This window comes from Phytoactinopolyspora mesophila, from assembly GCF_010122465.1.
Lineage (GTDB): Bacteria > Actinomycetota > Actinomycetes > Jiangellales > Jiangellaceae > Phytoactinopolyspora > Phytoactinopolyspora mesophila.
The window spans coordinates 522,993-539,691 of the sequence record NZ_WLZY01000002.1 but is presented as its reverse complement, the minus strand read 5'-3'; the positions used below and the strand labels follow the sequence as shown (position 1 = coordinate 539,691).

The 16,699-nt window shown below is 67.5% G+C and carries 15 protein-coding genes; 8 read left to right on the top strand and 7 right to left on the bottom strand.

All coding sequences use genetic code 11. From position 1 onward, the window contains the following. Positions 1 to 113: 113 nt before the first annotated feature. Both F7O44_RS08650 and F7O44_RS08645 read left to right on the top strand, forming a co-directional pair. A complete protein-coding gene (locus F7O44_RS08650; protein WP_162449807.1) occupies positions 114 to 611 on the top strand; it encodes a DUF2207 domain-containing protein in 498 nt (165 codons plus the stop codon). A gap of 398 nt (positions 612 to 1,009) precedes the next feature. Next, positions 1,010 to 1,771, top strand: a complete 762-nt coding sequence (locus tag F7O44_RS08645) for a SurA N-terminal domain-containing protein (RefSeq protein ID WP_162449806.1) — start codon at positions 1,010 to 1,012, stop codon at positions 1,769 to 1,771. 252 nt (positions 1,772 to 2,023) lie between these two features. Here F7O44_RS08645 and F7O44_RS08640 read toward each other — a convergent pair whose 3' ends face one another. Continuing rightward, positions 2,024 to 3,307 (bottom strand): hypothetical protein, encoded by a 1,284-nt coding sequence (locus tag F7O44_RS08640; RefSeq protein ID WP_162449805.1) that lies wholly within the window; start codon positions 3,305 to 3,307, stop codon positions 2,024 to 2,026. Between the two features lie 170 nt (positions 3,308 to 3,477). On the opposite strand from F7O44_RS08640, the gene F7O44_RS08635 reads away from it, so the two are divergent. Both F7O44_RS08635 and F7O44_RS08630 read left to right on the top strand, forming a co-directional pair. Next, entirely contained in the window at positions 3,478 to 3,996 is a 519-nt protein-coding gene (locus F7O44_RS08635; protein ID WP_162449804.1) for a nucleoside deaminase, read from the top strand. Further along, positions 3,993 to 4,898 carry a TIGR03619 family F420-dependent LLM class oxidoreductase gene (locus F7O44_RS08630; protein WP_187361170.1) on the top strand — a complete coding sequence of 302 codons (906 nt, stop codon included), beginning with the start codon at positions 3,993 to 3,995 and terminating at the stop codon, positions 4,896 to 4,898. The genes F7O44_RS08635 and F7O44_RS08630 overlap by 4 nt, the downstream gene beginning before the upstream one ends. A gap of 115 nt (positions 4,899 to 5,013) precedes the next feature. Here the strand turns inward: F7O44_RS08630 and F7O44_RS31695 are convergent, their stop codons facing one another. Beyond that, complete coding sequence (locus F7O44_RS31695; protein ID WP_162449803.1) at positions 5,014 to 5,763, bottom strand: IclR family transcriptional regulator domain-containing protein; 750 nt, start codon at positions 5,761 to 5,763, stop codon at positions 5,014 to 5,016. Between the two features lie 122 nt (positions 5,764 to 5,885). Here F7O44_RS31695 and F7O44_RS08620 point away from each other — a divergent pair, with 122 nt between their 5' ends. The 4 genes from F7O44_RS08620 to ptsP are packed head-to-tail and all read left to right on the top strand — an operon-like array spanning position 5,886 to position 10,813. Continuing rightward, positions 5,886 to 6,656 carry an MIP/aquaporin family protein gene (locus F7O44_RS08620; RefSeq protein WP_162449802.1) on the top strand — a complete coding sequence of 257 codons (771 nt, stop codon included), beginning with the start codon at positions 5,886 to 5,888 and terminating at the stop codon, positions 6,654 to 6,656. Between the two features lie 27 nt (positions 6,657 to 6,683). Then, the gene (gene dhaK, locus F7O44_RS08615; protein WP_162449801.1) at positions 6,684 to 7,685 is read left to right on the top strand and encodes a dihydroxyacetone kinase subunit DhaK; all 1,002 of its coding nucleotides are present in this window, start codon (positions 6,684 to 6,686) and stop codon (positions 7,683 to 7,685) included. A 2-nt stretch (positions 7,686 to 7,687) separates the two neighbouring features. Beyond that, positions 7,688 to 8,323, top strand: a complete 636-nt coding sequence (dhaL, locus tag F7O44_RS08610) for a dihydroxyacetone kinase subunit DhaL (RefSeq protein WP_162449800.1) — start codon at positions 7,688 to 7,690, stop codon at positions 8,321 to 8,323. A 3-nt stretch (positions 8,324 to 8,326) separates the two neighbouring features. Then, positions 8,327 to 10,813, top strand: coding sequence for a phosphoenolpyruvate--protein phosphotransferase (ptsP, locus tag F7O44_RS08605; protein ID WP_162449799.1), 2,487 nt, complete (start codon positions 8,327 to 8,329; stop codon positions 10,811 to 10,813). A gap of 173 nt (positions 10,814 to 10,986) precedes the next feature. On the opposite strand, the gene F7O44_RS31690 is transcribed toward ptsP, so the two are convergent. The 5 genes from F7O44_RS31690 to F7O44_RS08580 all read right to left on the bottom strand — a co-directional run bounded on the left by F7O44_RS31690 (position 10,987) and on the right by F7O44_RS08580 (position 16,658). Further along, positions 10,987 to 12,789: a S9 family peptidase gene (locus tag F7O44_RS31690; RefSeq protein WP_222851185.1), complete on the bottom strand. Its 1,803-nt coding sequence runs from the start codon at positions 12,787 to 12,789 to the stop codon at positions 10,987 to 10,989. A gap of 161 nt (positions 12,790 to 12,950) precedes the next feature. After that, positions 12,951 to 13,694 (bottom strand): methyltransferase domain-containing protein, encoded by a 744-nt coding sequence (locus F7O44_RS08595; protein WP_162449798.1) that lies wholly within the window; start codon positions 13,692 to 13,694, stop codon positions 12,951 to 12,953. Between the two features lie 20 nt (positions 13,695 to 13,714). Beyond that, positions 13,715 to 14,989, bottom strand: a complete 1,275-nt coding sequence (locus F7O44_RS08590) for an FAD-binding protein (protein WP_162449797.1) — start codon at positions 14,987 to 14,989, stop codon at positions 13,715 to 13,717. After that, positions 14,986 to 15,876: a U32 family peptidase gene (locus F7O44_RS08585; RefSeq protein WP_162449796.1), complete on the bottom strand. Its 891-nt coding sequence runs from the start codon at positions 15,874 to 15,876 to the stop codon at positions 14,986 to 14,988. The genes F7O44_RS08590 and F7O44_RS08585 overlap by 4 nt, the downstream gene beginning before the upstream one ends. Further along, on the bottom strand, positions 15,876 to 16,658 hold the full coding sequence (locus F7O44_RS08580; RefSeq protein WP_162450071.1) for an IclR family transcriptional regulator: 783 nt from the start codon (positions 16,656 to 16,658) through the stop codon (positions 15,876 to 15,878). Before F7O44_RS08580 ends, F7O44_RS08585 begins: the two co-directional genes overlap by 1 nt. Positions 16,659 to 16,699 lie beyond the last annotated feature (41 nt).

The window sequence follows — 16,699 nt, the reverse complement described above, 5'->3', positions numbered from 1 at the left end:
CCCATGAGCCGCATTTTCCGGACGGAGCATTCCGCGCTGAGGTACCTGTATCTTGTCACCAGATCACTCGCCCCGGCGAGGAAACGATCCGTTCGATAGCGGGGAGCACAGAAGTGAAGCAGCCTTGGCAGGTTCAATGGCACATCGGTGCGGATGGGACCGTCATCAAGCAGCGGTCGAAGGGCGAAGAGGCGCACGAGCAACTGTATGGGCGCTATGACGTGAACCGGCGGTTGGAGCTCTCGGATCTGTACGCGTTGGACGAGCGTCTTCGCCGCCACGATGTGTCCTTCCTTTGGCTTTCCAGAGCAATGCTTCTCGTGAGCGGTCTCGTTGCAGTTGCGTTGGTGGCAGGGCTCATCTTGGCGTTCTGGCCGATCGCCGCCCCGGGAGTGTCAGCGACACTCCTGATCGTCTCGGTGCCGATGATCGTTATCCTCGTAGTCAGCACGGGGCTCATCTCCTCCACGATGGTTCGTCGCCGCAAGCGCATCGGGCGCGACGCGGGCTTCGAGTCCGACTACAGCACCATCGCAGCCAGTGAAGCCCGCGCGATTATCGACGCTCCCGGAACAGTCTCCGGACGCAAGGTCAGCGTCGAGAAGGTCTGACGTCGCCGGGAGAAATTGTTCGCTGCCGAGGAGCACGTCGAGGTCGAGGCGACCTAGGGCATCTACCAGCGCATGATCACCGCCTACCGGCACGCCAACCGGGACGAGGGGGCCGAACTCATGGCCGCGGTCATCGGCTCGAGCACCTACGCTGCTCGGCCCTCGGCTTTCCGAAACCTGACGCACTACATCGCCAGATCCCCCTTGGAGACCGCCGGGTTCAGACCCCGATCACACCCTGGATTCGGATGAGCCGCATTAAACCGGATCGCCTCCGAATGGCGGCGAAGCGCACTGGCAATCATTAAGAATTGCTTATTCCAGAATAAGAAAACAATAAGAAATTTGATTCAAGTCTGTGTGGTACGGTGGGCGGCTGCAGGATACTGGAAGGAGAAATGGTGAACAGGAAAGTATTACTTGGAATTGGCCTAGCTGTCGCCCTGTTCGGCGCCGCTGCCTGCGGAGACTCCGACGACGCTGGCAATGGCGAGACGGGCGAAGCTGTCGCTGACGAAGAAGTTCCCGGGCAAGAAGATATACCACAACCAGACATCGAAGGTATTCCGGACATAGTCGCCACCGTCAACGGCCAAGACATTCTCAAAGAAGAATTCGTGACCACTTACGAGGCGCAGTTCGAGCAAATGGCCATGCAGTCCCAGATGTCCGGTGAACCGGTCGACGAAGAGCAACTGAAAGAGCAGACAGCGGAGAACATGATCAACTCTGAGCTGCTCAATCAGGAGGCGGAGAACCGGGGGGTCGAGGTCTCCGAGTCTGATCTCGACGAAACTCTGGAGGAGCTTGCCACCGAGAACGGGCTCGGCTCCGCCGACGAGTTCATGGCTGCGCTGAATGAGCAGGGCATGGAAGAGGAAGAGATCATGTCCCAGCTCGAGACGCAGGTGAGACTCGACAGTCTGATCACCGAAGAGGCCGGCGACATCGAGCCCACCGAAGAAGAACTTCAGGAGTTGTACGACCAAGCCGAGGCTCAGCAGGAAGAGCTTGGCGAAGAAGGTTCCGAGCTGCCGCCGTTCGACGAGGTGAAGCCACAGCTCGAAGAGCAGGCCAAGGCGGACAAGGAGTCCGAGGTGGTTCAGGCGCTCATCGGTGATCTGCGCGAGAACGCCGACGTCACCGTGAACCTGTCATAGACCGGTGATCATCGGCACCGTCTGGTCGGTCCCGGGTGATCGTCAGGGGATACATACCCCGCTTCGTGGCCTCTTGTAACGCTTGGCCCCGTTTCCGGGCCGCGAAACGTTACCTGAGGCCACGAAGCTCGCCAGCGCTTCCTCCGGCGCGCATCGTGGTCACCCCCCGGTGATCGTCAGCGGGTTCTGGTTGCGAATGACCAAAGCACGATGCGCTGTCGATCACCCGGAACGGGGACGGCACGAAAGTGGTCACGGGCCACCGCCACCCCCACCCCCGCCACCAGCACCGCCTCCGCCGTCCGCACCTCCGTCGCCTCCACCAGCGCCGACACCGGCACCACCGCCGCCAATGGCGTCGCCGAAGCCGCCGAACCCCGCGCCCCCGCCATCCGAGCCGAACGCCCCGCCTACGCCGCCGTCTCCGAGCTCGCCACCGAGCAGCGAGTCAGCGACAATCCCACAGGCGGCAGCCAACGCGCCCAGCTCGGGCAGACCCGGGGAGTCGCCATAACCGGGCCTGCCCTCTGTTAGCCCGTCGACACTGTTCTCCTCGTCGCCGGACGTCTCGCGGTGACCCCGCACAGCCCGGAGATTTCCCAGTCCGACCAGCGCGACAGTGAGCAGCACGTGGTCCTGCGTGGGCGTCGTCGGATTACTGAGGTGTGCGCGCACAGCGGCCAGCAGCGAATCACCGGCCGTGCTCCGGGCTCCCATCGAGCCGCGAGTCGCGAGGTGGACGCCATATGTGGCCAGCCAGGCCAGGCAGAATGCCAGCACGGCGACACTCACCCATGCCGGCAGGCCGGGCACGGCCAGGAAACCTGCGCCGACGCCGGCCGCCATGACCACCAGCGCCGGAGCACCGAACCAGCGCAGCACCAGGACGATGATCACCGGCGTGGCGAGAAAAGGTGGCACGGCAAGGGCCGGTGGAAACCCGGCGTCAACCGCCAGGGCAGAAGCGAACATGGCAGCCACGAGCAGCACAAACATCAACGGGACGACCATGAGCGTCTGGACACCGGCGGCGAAGGATCGCCAGCGCTCGAGCCGGCGCAGCCGCTCGGCCGGAAGCAGGAGCCCGGCCGAGCGCAACCGGGCCAATGCAGCCGACGTCCAGGCGCTCTCCCGGGATACCGCAGACATCACCTGAGCCGGACGTCGAAGCGTGCCGGAGCTGACGATCCTCGCGGCCGCGGCCAGGGCGCCGTTCCCAGCATCGACGGGGGCGCGCAGCTGAGCGTCCGCGTCGGCCTGGAGGCGGGCTTGCCGCACGAAGCGGCGGCCGCGGCGACGCACCCGGAACAGGCGGTCACAATAGAGTTTGGCCAGAACCAGCTGGCCGAGTCGAGGCCGGCCACCGGCGAGCAGGGCCAGTTCGTAAGGATCCAGCTGCTCGGCGCCCACGTCGCCCGGTTCGCTCGCGGCGGCGGAACGCAGTTGGCGGGCCTGGCGGGCGGTCACGAGGTAGATGAACGAGAGCAGAGCGAACACCACGCCAAGAACCAGGGCAAACAGCACTACCACGGTCACTCACAGAGATCTCGAAGATCAACGACGTTCACACACTATGAGGTCGCGCAGAATGGGAGTCGCCCGGCTCGCGTGCCCAGGCCCCGCTCACTGTCAGGCGCCCGATTCTGCGCGGCCTCTCATGCCCAACCCTTGAATCTCACATTGATGTCAGGATTTACCGTTCTCTTATGAATCATGCCGCCCATCACCCGGTACCGCCCGCGGACAAGGACGTCGTCGATCCCGAGTTGCTAGCTCGAGCCGTGCAGCTGGCCAACGACAACGCCGACGCCGGACAGCTGCCGTTCGGCGCGCTCGTCGTACGCGGCGGCAAGGTCATCGGCACCGGAGTCAACACCGCTGCTCAGGACCTGGATCCGACGGCACACGCCGAGGTCGCCGCGGTCCGTTACGCGTGCTCCAACCTCGCCGTGCTGGACCTGGCCGGCGCCGTCATCGTGTCCAGTTGCGAGCCCTGCGCCATCTGCCACGCGGTGGCCGCCGCCGTCGGCGTCACCCGCCTCGTCTATGCGGCGCCCAAGGAGTACGTCCGGGTTCTCGGCGGGCCGGATCCAGCCGGCGACGATCTCATGCCCCGCATGCAGGCGGCGCTACGAGCCACCGCCCCGGGACAGCTCACCTACGTTCCCACCGACGGCGCAGACGAACCGTTCGCCCGCTACCTCGCCAGCCAGGAGAAACAATGATCAAGTTAGGTCTCAACATCCGGAACTACGGGCCGACGGCGACGCCCCAGGCGTTTCGCGACTGGGTGAGCTTCGCCGAAGACACCGGCTTCGCCCTGGCGGTCATGTCCGACCATGTGGCGCTCACGCCCGAGGTCAGCGAGCTCTACCCGGCGCCGTTCTACGACCCTTTCACCACCTTGCCCTGGCTGGCTGCACTCACCGACCGGCTCGAACTCGGCACGTCGGTGGCGATCGCCCCCTATCGGCACCCACTGCACACCGCCAGGCTGGCGGCCAACATCGATCAGGTCAGTGGCGGACGATTCATCTTCGGTGTTGGAGTCGGCTGGTCGGAGTCGGAATTCGACGTCGCCGGCACACCCTTCGCACAACGAGGCCGGGTGAGCGACGAATACCTCGAAGCCATCAAGGCAGCCTGGACGAACGACACCGTGTCGACGGACGGGGAGTTCGTCAGGTACAACGACGTCGGCACCGGTCCCAGGCCGGCGCGGACCCCCCATCCGCCGATCTGGGTCGGCGGCACGAGCCCTGGTGCCATTCGCCGGACCGCCCGCTTCGGCGATGCGTGGCACCCGAACAACGCCGAGATCAGCTGGCTCCGTAGCACCGGCCTACCTGCGCTGCGGGCAGCCGCGGAGGCGACTGGCCGTCCCACCCCGACGCTGAACCCACGCATGCGGGTCCGGCTGCGAGACCACGACCTGCCGGAGACGGATCGGCCGCTCGGAACCGGCAGCCTGGCGCAGATCAGCTCCGACATCGAGGCCTTCGCGGAAATGGGCGCCGAGTACGTCGTCCTCGACACCAATCCAGACCATCCGCGCGACGAACGGCCGCTGGCCGACGACTGGCACGACCTCAGCGTCGTCGCCGCCCACGTCGCCAAGACCTTCTAACCGCCGAGAACCGGCACTTCAATACCGCCAGGTCGCTTAACCGGCCGTTGTCAGGCCCAAACGCCACCTGGCGGTATTGAAGTCGGAGCCAACGGCTACCGACAAAAGGGGGTAGTCAGGTGGCGGGCCAGCGAGCAGCGCCGAGCTCCCGGGAGATTGTCCGCGCCGTTGTGCGCACCGCCTCGACGGCGGAGTCGCCCACCGGCCACTCACTGGTAGAGGCGACGACACCAACCGCCCCGACCACCAGCCCCGTCGCGTCGAACACCGCCCCGGCGACGCACGATTCGCCGAGCACGGCCTCGTCGCACTCGAAGGCCAGGCCGGTGCCGCGTACGTCGTCGAGCTGTTTGCGGAACTCAGCCGCGTCGGTCACGGTCTCCCCGGTCATGCTCCGCAACGGCCCGGCCAGCAGGTCGTCGGCCTCATCGGGGAGAAACGCCAGCATCGCCTTGCCCAGCGCACTGGCGTTGGCCGGGATGACGATACCCACCTCCGGCATTTGCCGGCTGCCGTCGGGGCGCGGCTCGTGGTGGATGATGACGACGTCCTCGGCAAGCAGGACCCCCACCCGTACGGCGAAGCCGGTCCGCCGGCTCAGCTCTTCAGCCCAGGTCACCGCACGCGAGCGCAGCTCCAGCGTGTCGAGGTAGACATTGCCGAGCCGCAGCACCGCCGGGCCCAGCTGGTAGCGCCCTGAGCTGCGATCCTGCACCACCATGCCGTGCGCCACCAGGGTGCGCACGATGCCGTGCACCGTTGGCGGCGGCAGCTCCAGCCGCTCGGCAAGCTCGGACAGGCTCATCCGCCGGGCACCTTGAAGTGCGGTCAGGATACGGATGGCGCGGTCGACCGATTGGATCACCTGGGTCCTCGCAGATTCGTCATCGTCTACCTCTTGTCACCAGTGAAACATAGCCGTAATGTTCGAGCATCATTCGACATTGCCGAATTGTATTCGGCAACTATGGCGCACTGGAGGTCCGGATGGAAGGACTACGGACGCCGCAGAAACTGGCGGCTGAAGTACTCGGCACCGCGTTCCTCGTATTCATCGGGGTGGGTGCGGTACCGGCAACGCTGATCGTCAACGGGGACAGCCCGTTCACCATGGCCGACCTCGGCATCATCTCGTTCGCCTTCGGCACCATCGTCGTGGCGACCGTGTACGCGTTCGGACATGTCTCCGGCAACCACATCAACCCCGCCGTCACCATCGGCCTTGCCGTCACCGGTCAGTTTCCGTGGCGCAAGGTCCCCGAGTACATCGCCGCCCAGCTGGTCGGCGCCACCATCGGCGCGCTTGCCATCATCGGCGTGCTGGGCAGCCAAGCCAGCGACGTCGGCTTGGGCGTGGCCGCCTACGGCGACGGCGTCGGCACCGGTCAGGCGTTCACCGCCGAGTTCGTCGGCACTTTCATCCTGGTGCTCACCGTCTTGATGGTGATCCATCGCAACGCCGCCCCCGGTTTCGCCGGCATCGCGATCGGCCTCGTCGTGTTCGCCGCGATCATCCCGGTCGCGCCCGCCACCGGCGCGTCGATCAACCCGGCCCGCACCCTCGGCCCGATGTTCATCCAGCAGATCTGGGGTGGCGAGGTCGACTGGGGGCAGGCACCGGTCTATCTGGCCGCCGAGATCTCCGCTGGCATCGCCGCAGCCGCCGTCTACCTGGCACTGACCCGCGTCCGCGACATCCCCGAACGCATCCCCGCCGTACCGTCCAGCCAGGCCGAATCCGAGACCGCTTCGGCCTGATCAGCCACGCCACCCGTGGGAGAGCACATGAAGAAACTCATCAACCAGCCCGCCGACGTCGTCAGCGAGGCATTACTCGGCATCGAAGCCGCTCACCCGGAGCTGCGGGTCGACCACCCGAACAAGGTCATCTACCGGGCCGACGCTCCCGTCTCCGGCAAGGTCGCCCTGATCTCCGGCGGCGGATCCGGCCACGAGCCACTACACGGCGGCTTCGTCGGGCCAGGCATGCTCGACGCCGCCTGCGCTGGTGAGATGTTCACCTCGCCGGTTCCCGAGCAGATGCTGACGGCCACCAAGGCCGTCGACGGCGGCGCCGGCGTGCTGCACATCGTGAAGAACTACACCGGCGACGTCATGAACTTCGAGATGGCCGCCGAACTCGCCGCCGCCGAGACCGGCGTGCAGGTCACCTCGGTCGTCGTCGACGACGACGTCGCGGTCCAGGACAGCCTGTATACCGCCGGACGACGCGGCGTCGGCGGCACCGTGCTGCTGGAGAAGATCGCCGGCGCGGCGGCGGACCAAGGCCGCTCGCTGACCGAGGTCGCCGACGTCGCCAAGACCGTCAACGCCCAGAGCCGCAGCATGGGTATGGCGCTGACGTCGTGCACCGTGCCAGCCGCCGGACAGCCCACCTTCGAGATCGGCGACGGTGAGATGGAGATCGGCGTCGGCATCCACGGCGAACCCGGACGCAAACGGGTACCGCTCGCCCCGGCCAAAGAAGTCGCCGAGATGCTGGTCGAGCCGATCCTGACCGATCTGCCGTTCAGCTCCGGCGACGGTGTCATCGCCTTCGTCAACGGCATGGGCGGCACCCCACTGATCGAGCTCTACCTGATGTACAACGAGGTCGCCCGCATCCTGGACCGGCATGGAGTGCGGATCGCGCGCTCGCTGGTCGGGCCGTACATCACCTCGCTGGAGATGGCCGGCTGCTCGGTCACCCTCATGAAAGTCACCGACGACCTGCTGGAGCTGTGGGATGCTCCGGTGAACACACCAGCTTTGCGATGGGGAGTCTGACCATGTCCGATGCCGTCACTCTGTCCGGCCTCACGGCCTGGATCCGTGGGTTCGCCGCCCTGATCGATGCGCACAAGGAGGAACTGACCCAGCTCGATTCCGCGATCGGCGACGCCGACCACGGCACCAACATGGACCGCGGGATGACGGCCGTGCTCGCGGCGTTGGACGGTGACGAATACCCGTCCAGCGCCGCGCTGTTCAAGAAGATCGGTATGACGCTCGTGAGCTCGATCGGCGGCGCCAGCGGCCCGCTGTACGGCACGTTCTTCCTGCGCTTCGGCTCGGCGGCCGGCGACAACGATGCGATCGACGCGGAGGCGCTCGCCGCCGCGTTGCGCGCCGGGCTCGACGGCGTCGTCGCCCGTGGGAAGGCCGAGGCCGGCGACAAGACCATGTACGACGCCCTCGCCCCTGCGGCAGACGCTCTCGACAAGGAGCTCGCCGCGGGCGCCGGGCTCGGCCACGCCCTGCAAGCCGCCGCCGACGCAGCCGAGAAGGGGCGCGACGCCACCACACCGATGCTCGCCCGCAAGGGACGCGCGTCGTACCTCGGCGAACGAAGTGTCGGACACCAGGATCCCGGCGCCACGAGCGCCGCGTTGATGATGCGGGCCGCGGCGTCCGCGTTGGGGTGAGCAATGGTCGGAATCGTCGTCGTCTCTCATAGTCATTCGCTCGCCCGCGCGGCCACCGAGATCGCCGAGGAGATGTTGCACGGGCGCAGCGTGCGCATCGCCATCGCGGCCGGGTTGGACGAGACCACGTTCGGCACGGACGCTGTCCAAGTCCAGGAGGCGATCGAACAGGTCGACACCCCCGACGGCGTGCTCGTCCTGATGGACCTGGGCAGCGCGGTGCTCTCCGCCGAGCTGGCTCTGGACCTGCTCGAATCCGACGTCTCGGCGCGGGTGCGGTTGTGTGCCGCGCCGCTGGTCGAAGGGCTGGTGGCGGCAACGGTAGCGGCTGCGGGCGGGGCGTCGCTGGCCGACGTCGAATCCGAAGCCGTGGCGGCGCTGGCCGGCAAGCAGGCGCATCTTCAGCAGGCGCCGGATTCCGGCGCCGAGCCGGCCGGCGCGGAGGACACCGAGGAGCCGGACGCGCGGGCGACGTTCATCGTGACGAACGCGCACGGTCTGCACGCGCGGCCCGCGGCCCGGCTGGCCGCCGAGGTTCGCACCCTCGACGCTCGTGTGTTGTTGCGCAACATCACCACGGCGTCGTCGGCGGTGCCCGGGGCGAGCCTGAGCCGGGTGGCCACGCTCGGCGCGCTCGCCGGGCACGAGATCGAGGTGTCCGCCATCGGCAGCCAGGCCAAGGAGGCGGTCGAGCACGTTCTCGCCCTGGCCGCGCGCCAATTCGACGAAGTCGATGAGACCCTCACCATGCCACCTGCCCCGGCCGGGCGCGGGCCGAGCGCCACGGCACCGCCCGCACCCCCGGCCGGTGACGGGCCGTTCCCCGCCTCGCCCGGCATCGGCATCGGCCCCGCGTGGTCCCCCGGCACGTCCAGCCCGGAGCTCACCGCCGAGGACCGACAGCCCGCTGCGGACGCCACAGCCGAGTGGCGGCGGGTGCGCAGTGCCGTCGCCGCCGTGCGCCGCGAGATCGTCCAGACCCGCGCCCGCACCGCGCGTGAGCTGGGTGAGTCCGAGGCCGGTGTTTTCGATGCACATCTGATGCTGCTCGACGACGCGGAACTGCTGGACGACGTCCGTCGGCGGGTCAACGACGGGCAATCCGCCCCGGCGGCGTGGTCGACAACGGTCCAGGCGATCGCGGCCGACCTGGATGCCCTCGCCGACGAGTACCTGCGGGCCCGCGCCGCCGACGTGCGTGCCGTGCACGACCAGGTGCTACTGGTGCTGCTCGGCCGATCGTCAGCTTTCGACGCCAAGCCAGGAGTACTGGTCGCGGGTGACTTGACTCCGGCCCAGGCGGCCGCGCTCGACCGGGACACCGTCAGCGGGATCGTGCTCGCCTACGGCAGCCCGTCGTCGCACAGTGCGATCCTGGCTCGGTCTCGTGGCATCCCGGCCGTCGTCGGAGCCGGTCAGAGCGTACTGGCCACCCCGGACGGCACCATGATCGCCTTCGACGGTGCTACCGGCGAACTGGTTGTCGACCCCGGGCCCGAGAAACTGGTCGAGTTCAAGACCCAGGCGGCCGAGCGCGAGCGCCTGCTCGACGACGCGATGGCCGCTGCGAGCCAGCCGGCGTTCACTCGCGACGGGAGTGAGGTGCACGTCGCCGGGAACGTGGGCAGTGAGGCCGACGCCGCGGCCGCCGCCGCACACGGTGCCGACCTGGCCGGGCTGATCCGCACCGAGTTCCTGTTCCTGGGACGTGACTCGGCGCCATCGGTCGATGAGCAGGAGGCGACTTACCGCCGCGTCGTCGAAGCGCTCAGTGGGCGCCGCGCCGTTATCCGCACGCTGGACGTCGGTGGCGACAAACCCCTGCCTTACGTCCACCAGCCTACGGAGGCCAACCCGTTCCTGGGCGTGCGTGGCCTGCGGCTCGCGCTTGCCCAATCCGAACTGCTGCGCGATCAGCTGCGCGCCATCTGCCGGGTGGCCGCCGATCACCCAGTCAGCGTGATGTTTCCGATGGTCAGCCAGGTGGACGAGCTACTCGCGGCGCGGCGGATCCTCGACGAGGTGTGTCGCGAGGACGAGCGGGCGGACCTCGCCGGGCTCGAGGTCGGCATCATGATCGAGGTGCCGTCGGCGGCGCTGAAGGCGGCGGCGTTCGTGCCACATGTGGACTTCTTCAGCATCGGGACCAACGATCTCACCCAGTACACCCTGGCGGCCGAGCGCGGCAACGACGCCGTGGCAACGCTCGGCGATGCACTCGACCCCGGCGTATTACGGCTGGTGGACGAGGTATGCCGAGCTGCCTCGGGCACCGGGGTCCGGGTGGCGGTGTGCGGCGAGATCGCATCGGACCCCGTAGCTGCACCGTTGCTGCTCGGTCTCGGGGTCGACGAGCTCAGTGTGGGCCCGTACGCGGTGCCGATCGTCAAACACGCCGTCCGTGATCTCGACCTGGCGCAGTGTCGGGAGCTGGCGAAACGCGCGCTGGCGCTTCCGTCCGCCGCCGACGTCCGCGCCCTCACCGCGTAACCCCACCAACACCACCCTTGTCGCTCTCCACCTCCCGGTGATCGACAGTGCGGTGTGGTTGTTACGCCACAACCACACCGCACTGTCGATCACCTCAGAGCAACCGCAACGTCCTGTCGATCACCGGAAGGGGTGGTTCAGCAAGGGGTGGTTCAGCCGGAATGGGGTGGTGGTCAGCGGGCGAGGTGTTTGGCGAGGAAGGCCAGGGCAGCGGGGTACGCGTCGAGCCGGTTGGCTCGCTTCGCCAGCCCGTGCCCCTCGTCGTCGTACACCCGCAGCTCACACGGCACACCTTTGGCGTCCAGCGCCGCCTTGATCTGCTCGGACTCCGACAGCGGCACCCGGGGGTCGTTCGCGCCGTGGATGACAAACAACGGAGTATCGATGGCGGCCAGGTAGGTGAGCGGCGACGCCTTGACCAGGAAGTCGTGGTCGTGCTCCAGGCTGCCGTACTCCCGCTCCCGCACGGCGCGACGATAGGCGGAGGTGTTCTCCAAGAACGTCACCAACGACGACATCCCGACCAGCTCGGCGCCCGCTGCCCAGAGCCCTGGGTGCATCGACAGCCCGGCCAGCACCATGTATCCGCCGTAGCTGCCGCCGTATAGCGCCACCCGCTCGGGGTCGCCGCCGGCCTCGGGCACCCAGGCCCGGATGTCCACCAGATCGAGCACCGATTCCAGCCGCAGGTACACGTCGTCCAGCGAGTACCACCGCTTGCCGTAGCCGGTGGAGCCACGCACGTTGGGCACCAGCACGATATGCCCGGCCGCGACCATGGCCTGGCTCACCGCCGTGAAGGTGCGCTGCGCATGCGCTTCAGGACCACCATGGATGTTGACCACCACCGAGCCGGCGAGCTCGGCCGCCGGATCGCTCGGCCGGTAAACGAAACACGGGATCAACTCGCCGTCGCGGGTGGGGATCCGCACGCTGTCCGGTTCCACCAGCGCCACGCGCATCTGCGGGGTCATCTGCTCGGTGCCGTCGACGAGCATGCGAATCTCGCCGTTGGAGGCGTCCACCAACAAGACGTCGCCGGGACTCGTCGGTGTGTTCAGTCCGACCGCGAGCAGGGCCGAGTCCGGTGACCACATCGCGGCCGCCACCCCGAACCTGGGCAGCGCGATCTCGGTCTCCAACTCGCCGTCCGCGCGATGGATCGCCAGCTCCGTTCCGCCGTCGATGTGCCGGAACATCAGCAACCGAGACCCATCCGGCGACGGAAGCACACTGATGTCGTGCTCATCCGACTCGAGCAGCGTGGTCCATGTGCCCGAGGAGTCGACCCGCACCACAGAACGGAAGTCCCTGCCGTGGTTCGACGACATGACCAGAGAACCCGTGCCGGGGAGAAACCGCACCGAGGTGTGCATCGAGTGGTCGTCGGCCGCGGTGACGTCAGTGAACGTCCCATCCCGCACCAGCCGCACCTGAGTCGAGGCCGGCTGCAGCGACAGCAGCGTCACGGCTACCGCGTCGCCGTCGACGTCGACCGCCGCGACGTACCCGCCGTCGTCGAAAACCACCTGTTCGGACCCATTGGACAGGTCTCGTACGACGACGTCGAAGTCGACGCCGTTGCGACGGTTGGTGCTGTAGACCACTCGCCCTGGACGGACGTCGACCAGCGAGTGGATGTACGCGAGATCCCGTACCAAGGGCTCGAGGTCGTCCAGCCCGGCGGGCGCGGGCCGGTCTGGTTCCAGGTTGAGCAGCGACAACTGGGCGCGCTCGTCGCCGTCGGTGTCGTGCTGCACGACGACGGTCCGCCGGCCGGGCAAATACCGGCCGGAGCAGGCGCTGGGCAGAGCCGTCAGCTGGGTGCGCACTCCGTCGGGAGCGATCTCCACCAGCTGGGTGGAACCGCTCGCATCCGATCCGGCCAGCACATGGCCGTGTTCGTCGACATCGAAGACGGTCCAGCTGTGCAGTTCGAGAAGGTCGATGATCGTCGGCTTCGCAGAAAGAGTCACGTTCGCACCTTAACCACGCCAGCCGTCGCTCGCATGGCAGGTCTCGCACCAAAGACTGGCACCCACCGGTGTGGCCACGTCGTCACATAGGGACGTCCTCAGGCAGCAATGAGGAAGCTTGTGGTTGCCAGAGCAGCAATGAGCTTCCTCATTGCGCCAAGTCAGCCGGGGCGGTGAGCGAGGAACACGTCCCGCGGCATCCGATCGTCGGTGGTGACCTCGGCGATCGCCTCAGCCTCGAAACCGGCGCCGGTCAGGATGCCCAGCCACCGATCACGGCTGAACAGGCAGGTCCGGTGCGTCTCGTGTACGACGCGGACCGTCGCGTCGGCCTCGCGGAGCAGGAACGCGTACTCGGTGCACACCCAGGAGTCGTCCGGGTCCGGGTCCCAGGTCCAGGCCAGATAGCGCGCGCCGCGCCCGGATGCGTCGTCGTCGCTTCCACCGTGTTCACTCGCCGGCGCGAACGTCTCCACGGTGAAGTCCGGCACGAACACCGCCACCCCGCCTGGGCGGCAATGGACGAAGGCCGTCTCGACGGCTTTGCGCAGGTCGGCCTCATCGACCATGTAATCCACCGCGTCGTGGACGAAGACCGCGTCGAAACTGCGGCCGAGCCGGAGATCGCGCATATCGCCCACATGGTGTTCGCAGCCGGGGTTGAGCCGCCGGGACACGGCCAGCATCTCCGGCGACAGGTCGACGAGTGTCAACGCGAACCGCGAGCTGAGATGCACCGCGTTGTGGCCGCCCCCGCTGCCCAGCTCCAGAACCTCGTGGACCGGGATCGACGCCGACCCGAGCAGGGTCGCGGCGAAGGCAGCTTCCTCGGCGTACTCGTCCGGCGGCGAGATCAGCGGCCACCACCGCGCGAGATCGCCGTAGAGGCTGTATTCCGTGGTCACATGCGCCTTCCCGATGGACGTCAGCCGGCTCCGCCAGGGGTGAGGTACTGGTCGACGAACTGGTTGCGGAACTTTCCTTCCGGATCGTACTCGTGCGCCAGGTCCGCGAAGTCCGGCAGCCGCGGATACATCGCCCGCACCGCCTCGGCCGGGATGCCGAAGATCTTGCCCCAGTGCGGCCGCGCGGCAAAAGGCTCCAGGGCCTTCTCAACGGCCTCCATCACACCGCGAACCGGCGTTAGATCGCTGATCCAGGTGAAGTGCAGGCCCAGCACGTCCTGCCGATAACTCGGGCTCAGCCACAGCTCGTCGGCCTGAACGGTACGCAGCTCGCAGACCTGCAAGACCGGCGCGATGCGGTCGCGGATGGCTTCGAGCGCGGCCACTGCCTGCGCGGCATGCTCGCGCGGCACCAGGTACTCCGATTGCAGTTCGTCGCCAGTGCTCGGCGTGTCTTCCGCGCGGAAATGCGGAAGCCTGGCATGCCAGGGCCCCGGCACGCCGAGCTGCTCGGTGCAGAACGATGCCGGCATACCGGCGATGGGGTGCATGGCGACGTCCGCGGCAGCAGCGCCGAACAGCGATGTTGTGTCTTCACGGGTGTCGTCGGCATGGCGTTTGACCCAGATCTGGGTGTGCTCGGCGTCGGCCCAATCGGTGAAGACGCTGACGCTGTAGCCGCTGGCGAAGACGTCGTCCAACCGCTGCGCCAGGGCGGTCCAGGACAGTCCGGTGTAGACCCGCTGGCGCATGGCATACGTGGGCACCACGTCGAGGGTCAGTTTCACCATCACACCAAGGGCTCCCAGCGACACCACCGCCCCATTGAATCGATCGCCATCGGTGTCGCGGCTCAGCCGCACCAGCTCACCGTCGGCGGTGATCATCTCCAGTGCCGAGACCGCGGTGGCGAGATTGCCGTTGCGGTCCCCCGAGCCGTGTGTCCCCGTTGCCACCGCCCCGGCCACCGAGATGTGTGGCAGCGAGCCGAGGTTGTGCACCGCCCAGCCACGCCGGTGCAGCCATTGGCACAGCTCGGTGTAGCGGACACCGCCGCCGACGGTAACCGTCGCTGCGGCCGGATCGAGTGTCGTTGGCATGTCCAACGCATCGACCGACACCAGCACGCCGTCGGTGTCCGCGATCGTGTTGAAAGAATGCCGGGTGCCCAGGACCCGCACCCTTGGGCTGTCGGTCACCAGCGCCTGGAGCTCGGACAGCGACGACGGTCGCTGCACCTGGGTGGCGGTGTACTGGATGTTCCGGGCCCAGTTCGTGAGTCGAGTGGCGGTCAACGGGTCTCTGCCTCCGGGTAATAGCGCTTCAGCATGCTCAGACCGATCGCGGCCCGGCGTACGCGCTCGCGTGCGGTGTCGATCGCCAGCTGCCGCAGATGTCCGCCGGACGGATAGAGGTTCGGCGAGTTCCGCACGGCGAACTTCACGTACACCGGAGCGGCGATCCGGATGATCTCCGGGAGTTCATAATGCCGGACCGGTGCGCCGAAATCGTCGGCGCCCTCGATGTAGACGTCGAGCGGCAACGCCACCGCCTCCCGGATGGCCGCGATGTCCCGCAGCGCCAGGTCCACCGGGAGGTTGAGCGTGGACGCGCCCAGGTCTTGAAACACCCGGGCAGTGGCCGGGTTGGCCACGGGCAATGACACCGAGACCTTGAGCACCAGGTCTGGCGGCAGCTCTCCGGCTTGCTTCATCTGAGCCAGGACCCACAGCTGGCCGAGGTCGGCCACCAGGACACTGCGCACGCCGAGCTCACAGCCGCGTCGCACGTCTTCGATGCCATAAACGAGCTGATCGGTTCCGCGCAAGCTGGCGCCGAGAACACGTCCCGACGACGACGTCACCTGGGCGCCCACGTCCCAGGCCGCCCGCGGGCCGGTGAACAGGGACACTTCTACGTCATGGTCACGGCCCAGCCGCACCATACGTTCGATCTCGGCGTCGGTCAGCAACATGATGCCGCTGCCCTGGCTGACCCGGTGCACCCGGACGCCGTGCTCGGTTGCCGCTTCGAGCACTGCTTCGAAGGCCTCCGGCCCCTCCACCGACGGGATCTCCACCCGGTAGGCGGCGCCGTCGCTGAACCGCCGGTCGGAGGTCCCGAGATCAGAGCTGCCGCGTGGCAGGTCGAGTGTGGCCAGGAACGATCTAGTGGCGTCCATCATCGAGTGCTCCTTCGGTATCCCAGCCGGGTCGACAACTCCAAGGCTCCTTCGGACACGTAGCCGGCCAGTTCGTCGGCTCGTTCGTCGGCCCGATGAGCCGGAGCGGAGATACTCATCCCCGCCACCACCTCACCACTCGCGTCGCGGACCGCCGCCGCGACGCAGCGGACATCGACATTGGATTCGCAATCGTCGACGGCCAGGCCGCGCTGCCGGGTTCTGTCCAGCTCGGCCAGCAGGTCCGGTAACGACGCGACGCTGTTGGGCGTCATCCGGATCCACTCCTGCACGTCGTCGTAGCGCGCCACCACGTCTTCGTCGTCGAGCCCGGCCAGCATGGCCTTGCCAACAGCCGTGCAATGTGCCGGCAGTCGGCGGCCCACCGCGGAGACCATCCGGACCGTCTTCGGACTCTCGGCTTTGACCAGATAGACGACCTCGGCGCCGTCGAGGGTGGCGACGTGCACGGTCTCGTTCGAACGGGCGACAATCTCCTGGGCAACCTGCTGGCCTTGCTCGGTCAGTTCGATGCTGTCGCCGTAGGCGCTGCCGAGTTCGAACAGGTGCAGCCCGAGATCGTACTGGTGGGCGTGCCCGTCGACCACTCGCAGGCAACGGCGTGCGACCAACGTCTGCACCAGCTCATACGTGGTGCTCCGGGGCAGCCCGAGCGCCGCCGTGATCTCGGCCACCGATCTCGGGCCCTTGCCGTCCAAGAACAAGTCGAGGACATCGATCGCCCGGCCGACGGCCGGCACCTCCCGGATGAGCCCTGCCATGGTTGCACTCACTGCCTTTCATCGGTCCTTCGTGCCAGTCT

Excerpts from the sequence above, each read along its gene's own strand:
- F7O44_RS08645 (WP_162449806.1), top strand. The coding sequence starts at position 1,010 with ATGGTGAACAGGAAAGTATTACTTGGAATTGGCCTAGCTGTCGCCCTG.
- F7O44_RS08635 (WP_162449804.1), top strand. The coding sequence starts at position 3,478 with ATGAATCATGCCGCCCATCACCCGGTACCGCCCGCGGACAAGGACGTC.
- F7O44_RS08630 (WP_187361170.1), top strand. The coding sequence starts at position 3,993 with ATGATCAAGTTAGGTCTCAACATCCGGAACTACGGGCCGACGGCGACG.
- F7O44_RS08620 (WP_162449802.1), top strand. The coding sequence starts at position 5,886 with ATGGAAGGACTACGGACGCCGCAGAAACTGGCGGCTGAAGTACTCGGC.
- dhaK (WP_162449801.1), top strand. The coding sequence starts at position 6,684 with ATGAAGAAACTCATCAACCAGCCCGCCGACGTCGTCAGCGAGGCATTA.
- dhaL (WP_162449800.1), top strand. The coding sequence starts at position 7,688 with ATGTCCGATGCCGTCACTCTGTCCGGCCTCACGGCCTGGATCCGTGGG.
- ptsP (WP_162449799.1), top strand. The coding sequence starts at position 8,327 with ATGGTCGGAATCGTCGTCGTCTCTCATAGTCATTCGCTCGCCCGCGCG.
- F7O44_RS08585 (WP_162449796.1), bottom strand. The coding sequence starts at position 15,876 with ATGGACGCCACTAGATCGTTCCTGGCCACACTCGACCTGCCACGCGGC.
- F7O44_RS08580 (WP_162450071.1), bottom strand. The coding sequence starts at position 16,658 with ATGGCAGGGCTCATCCGGGAGGTGCCGGCCGTCGGCCGGGCGATCGAT.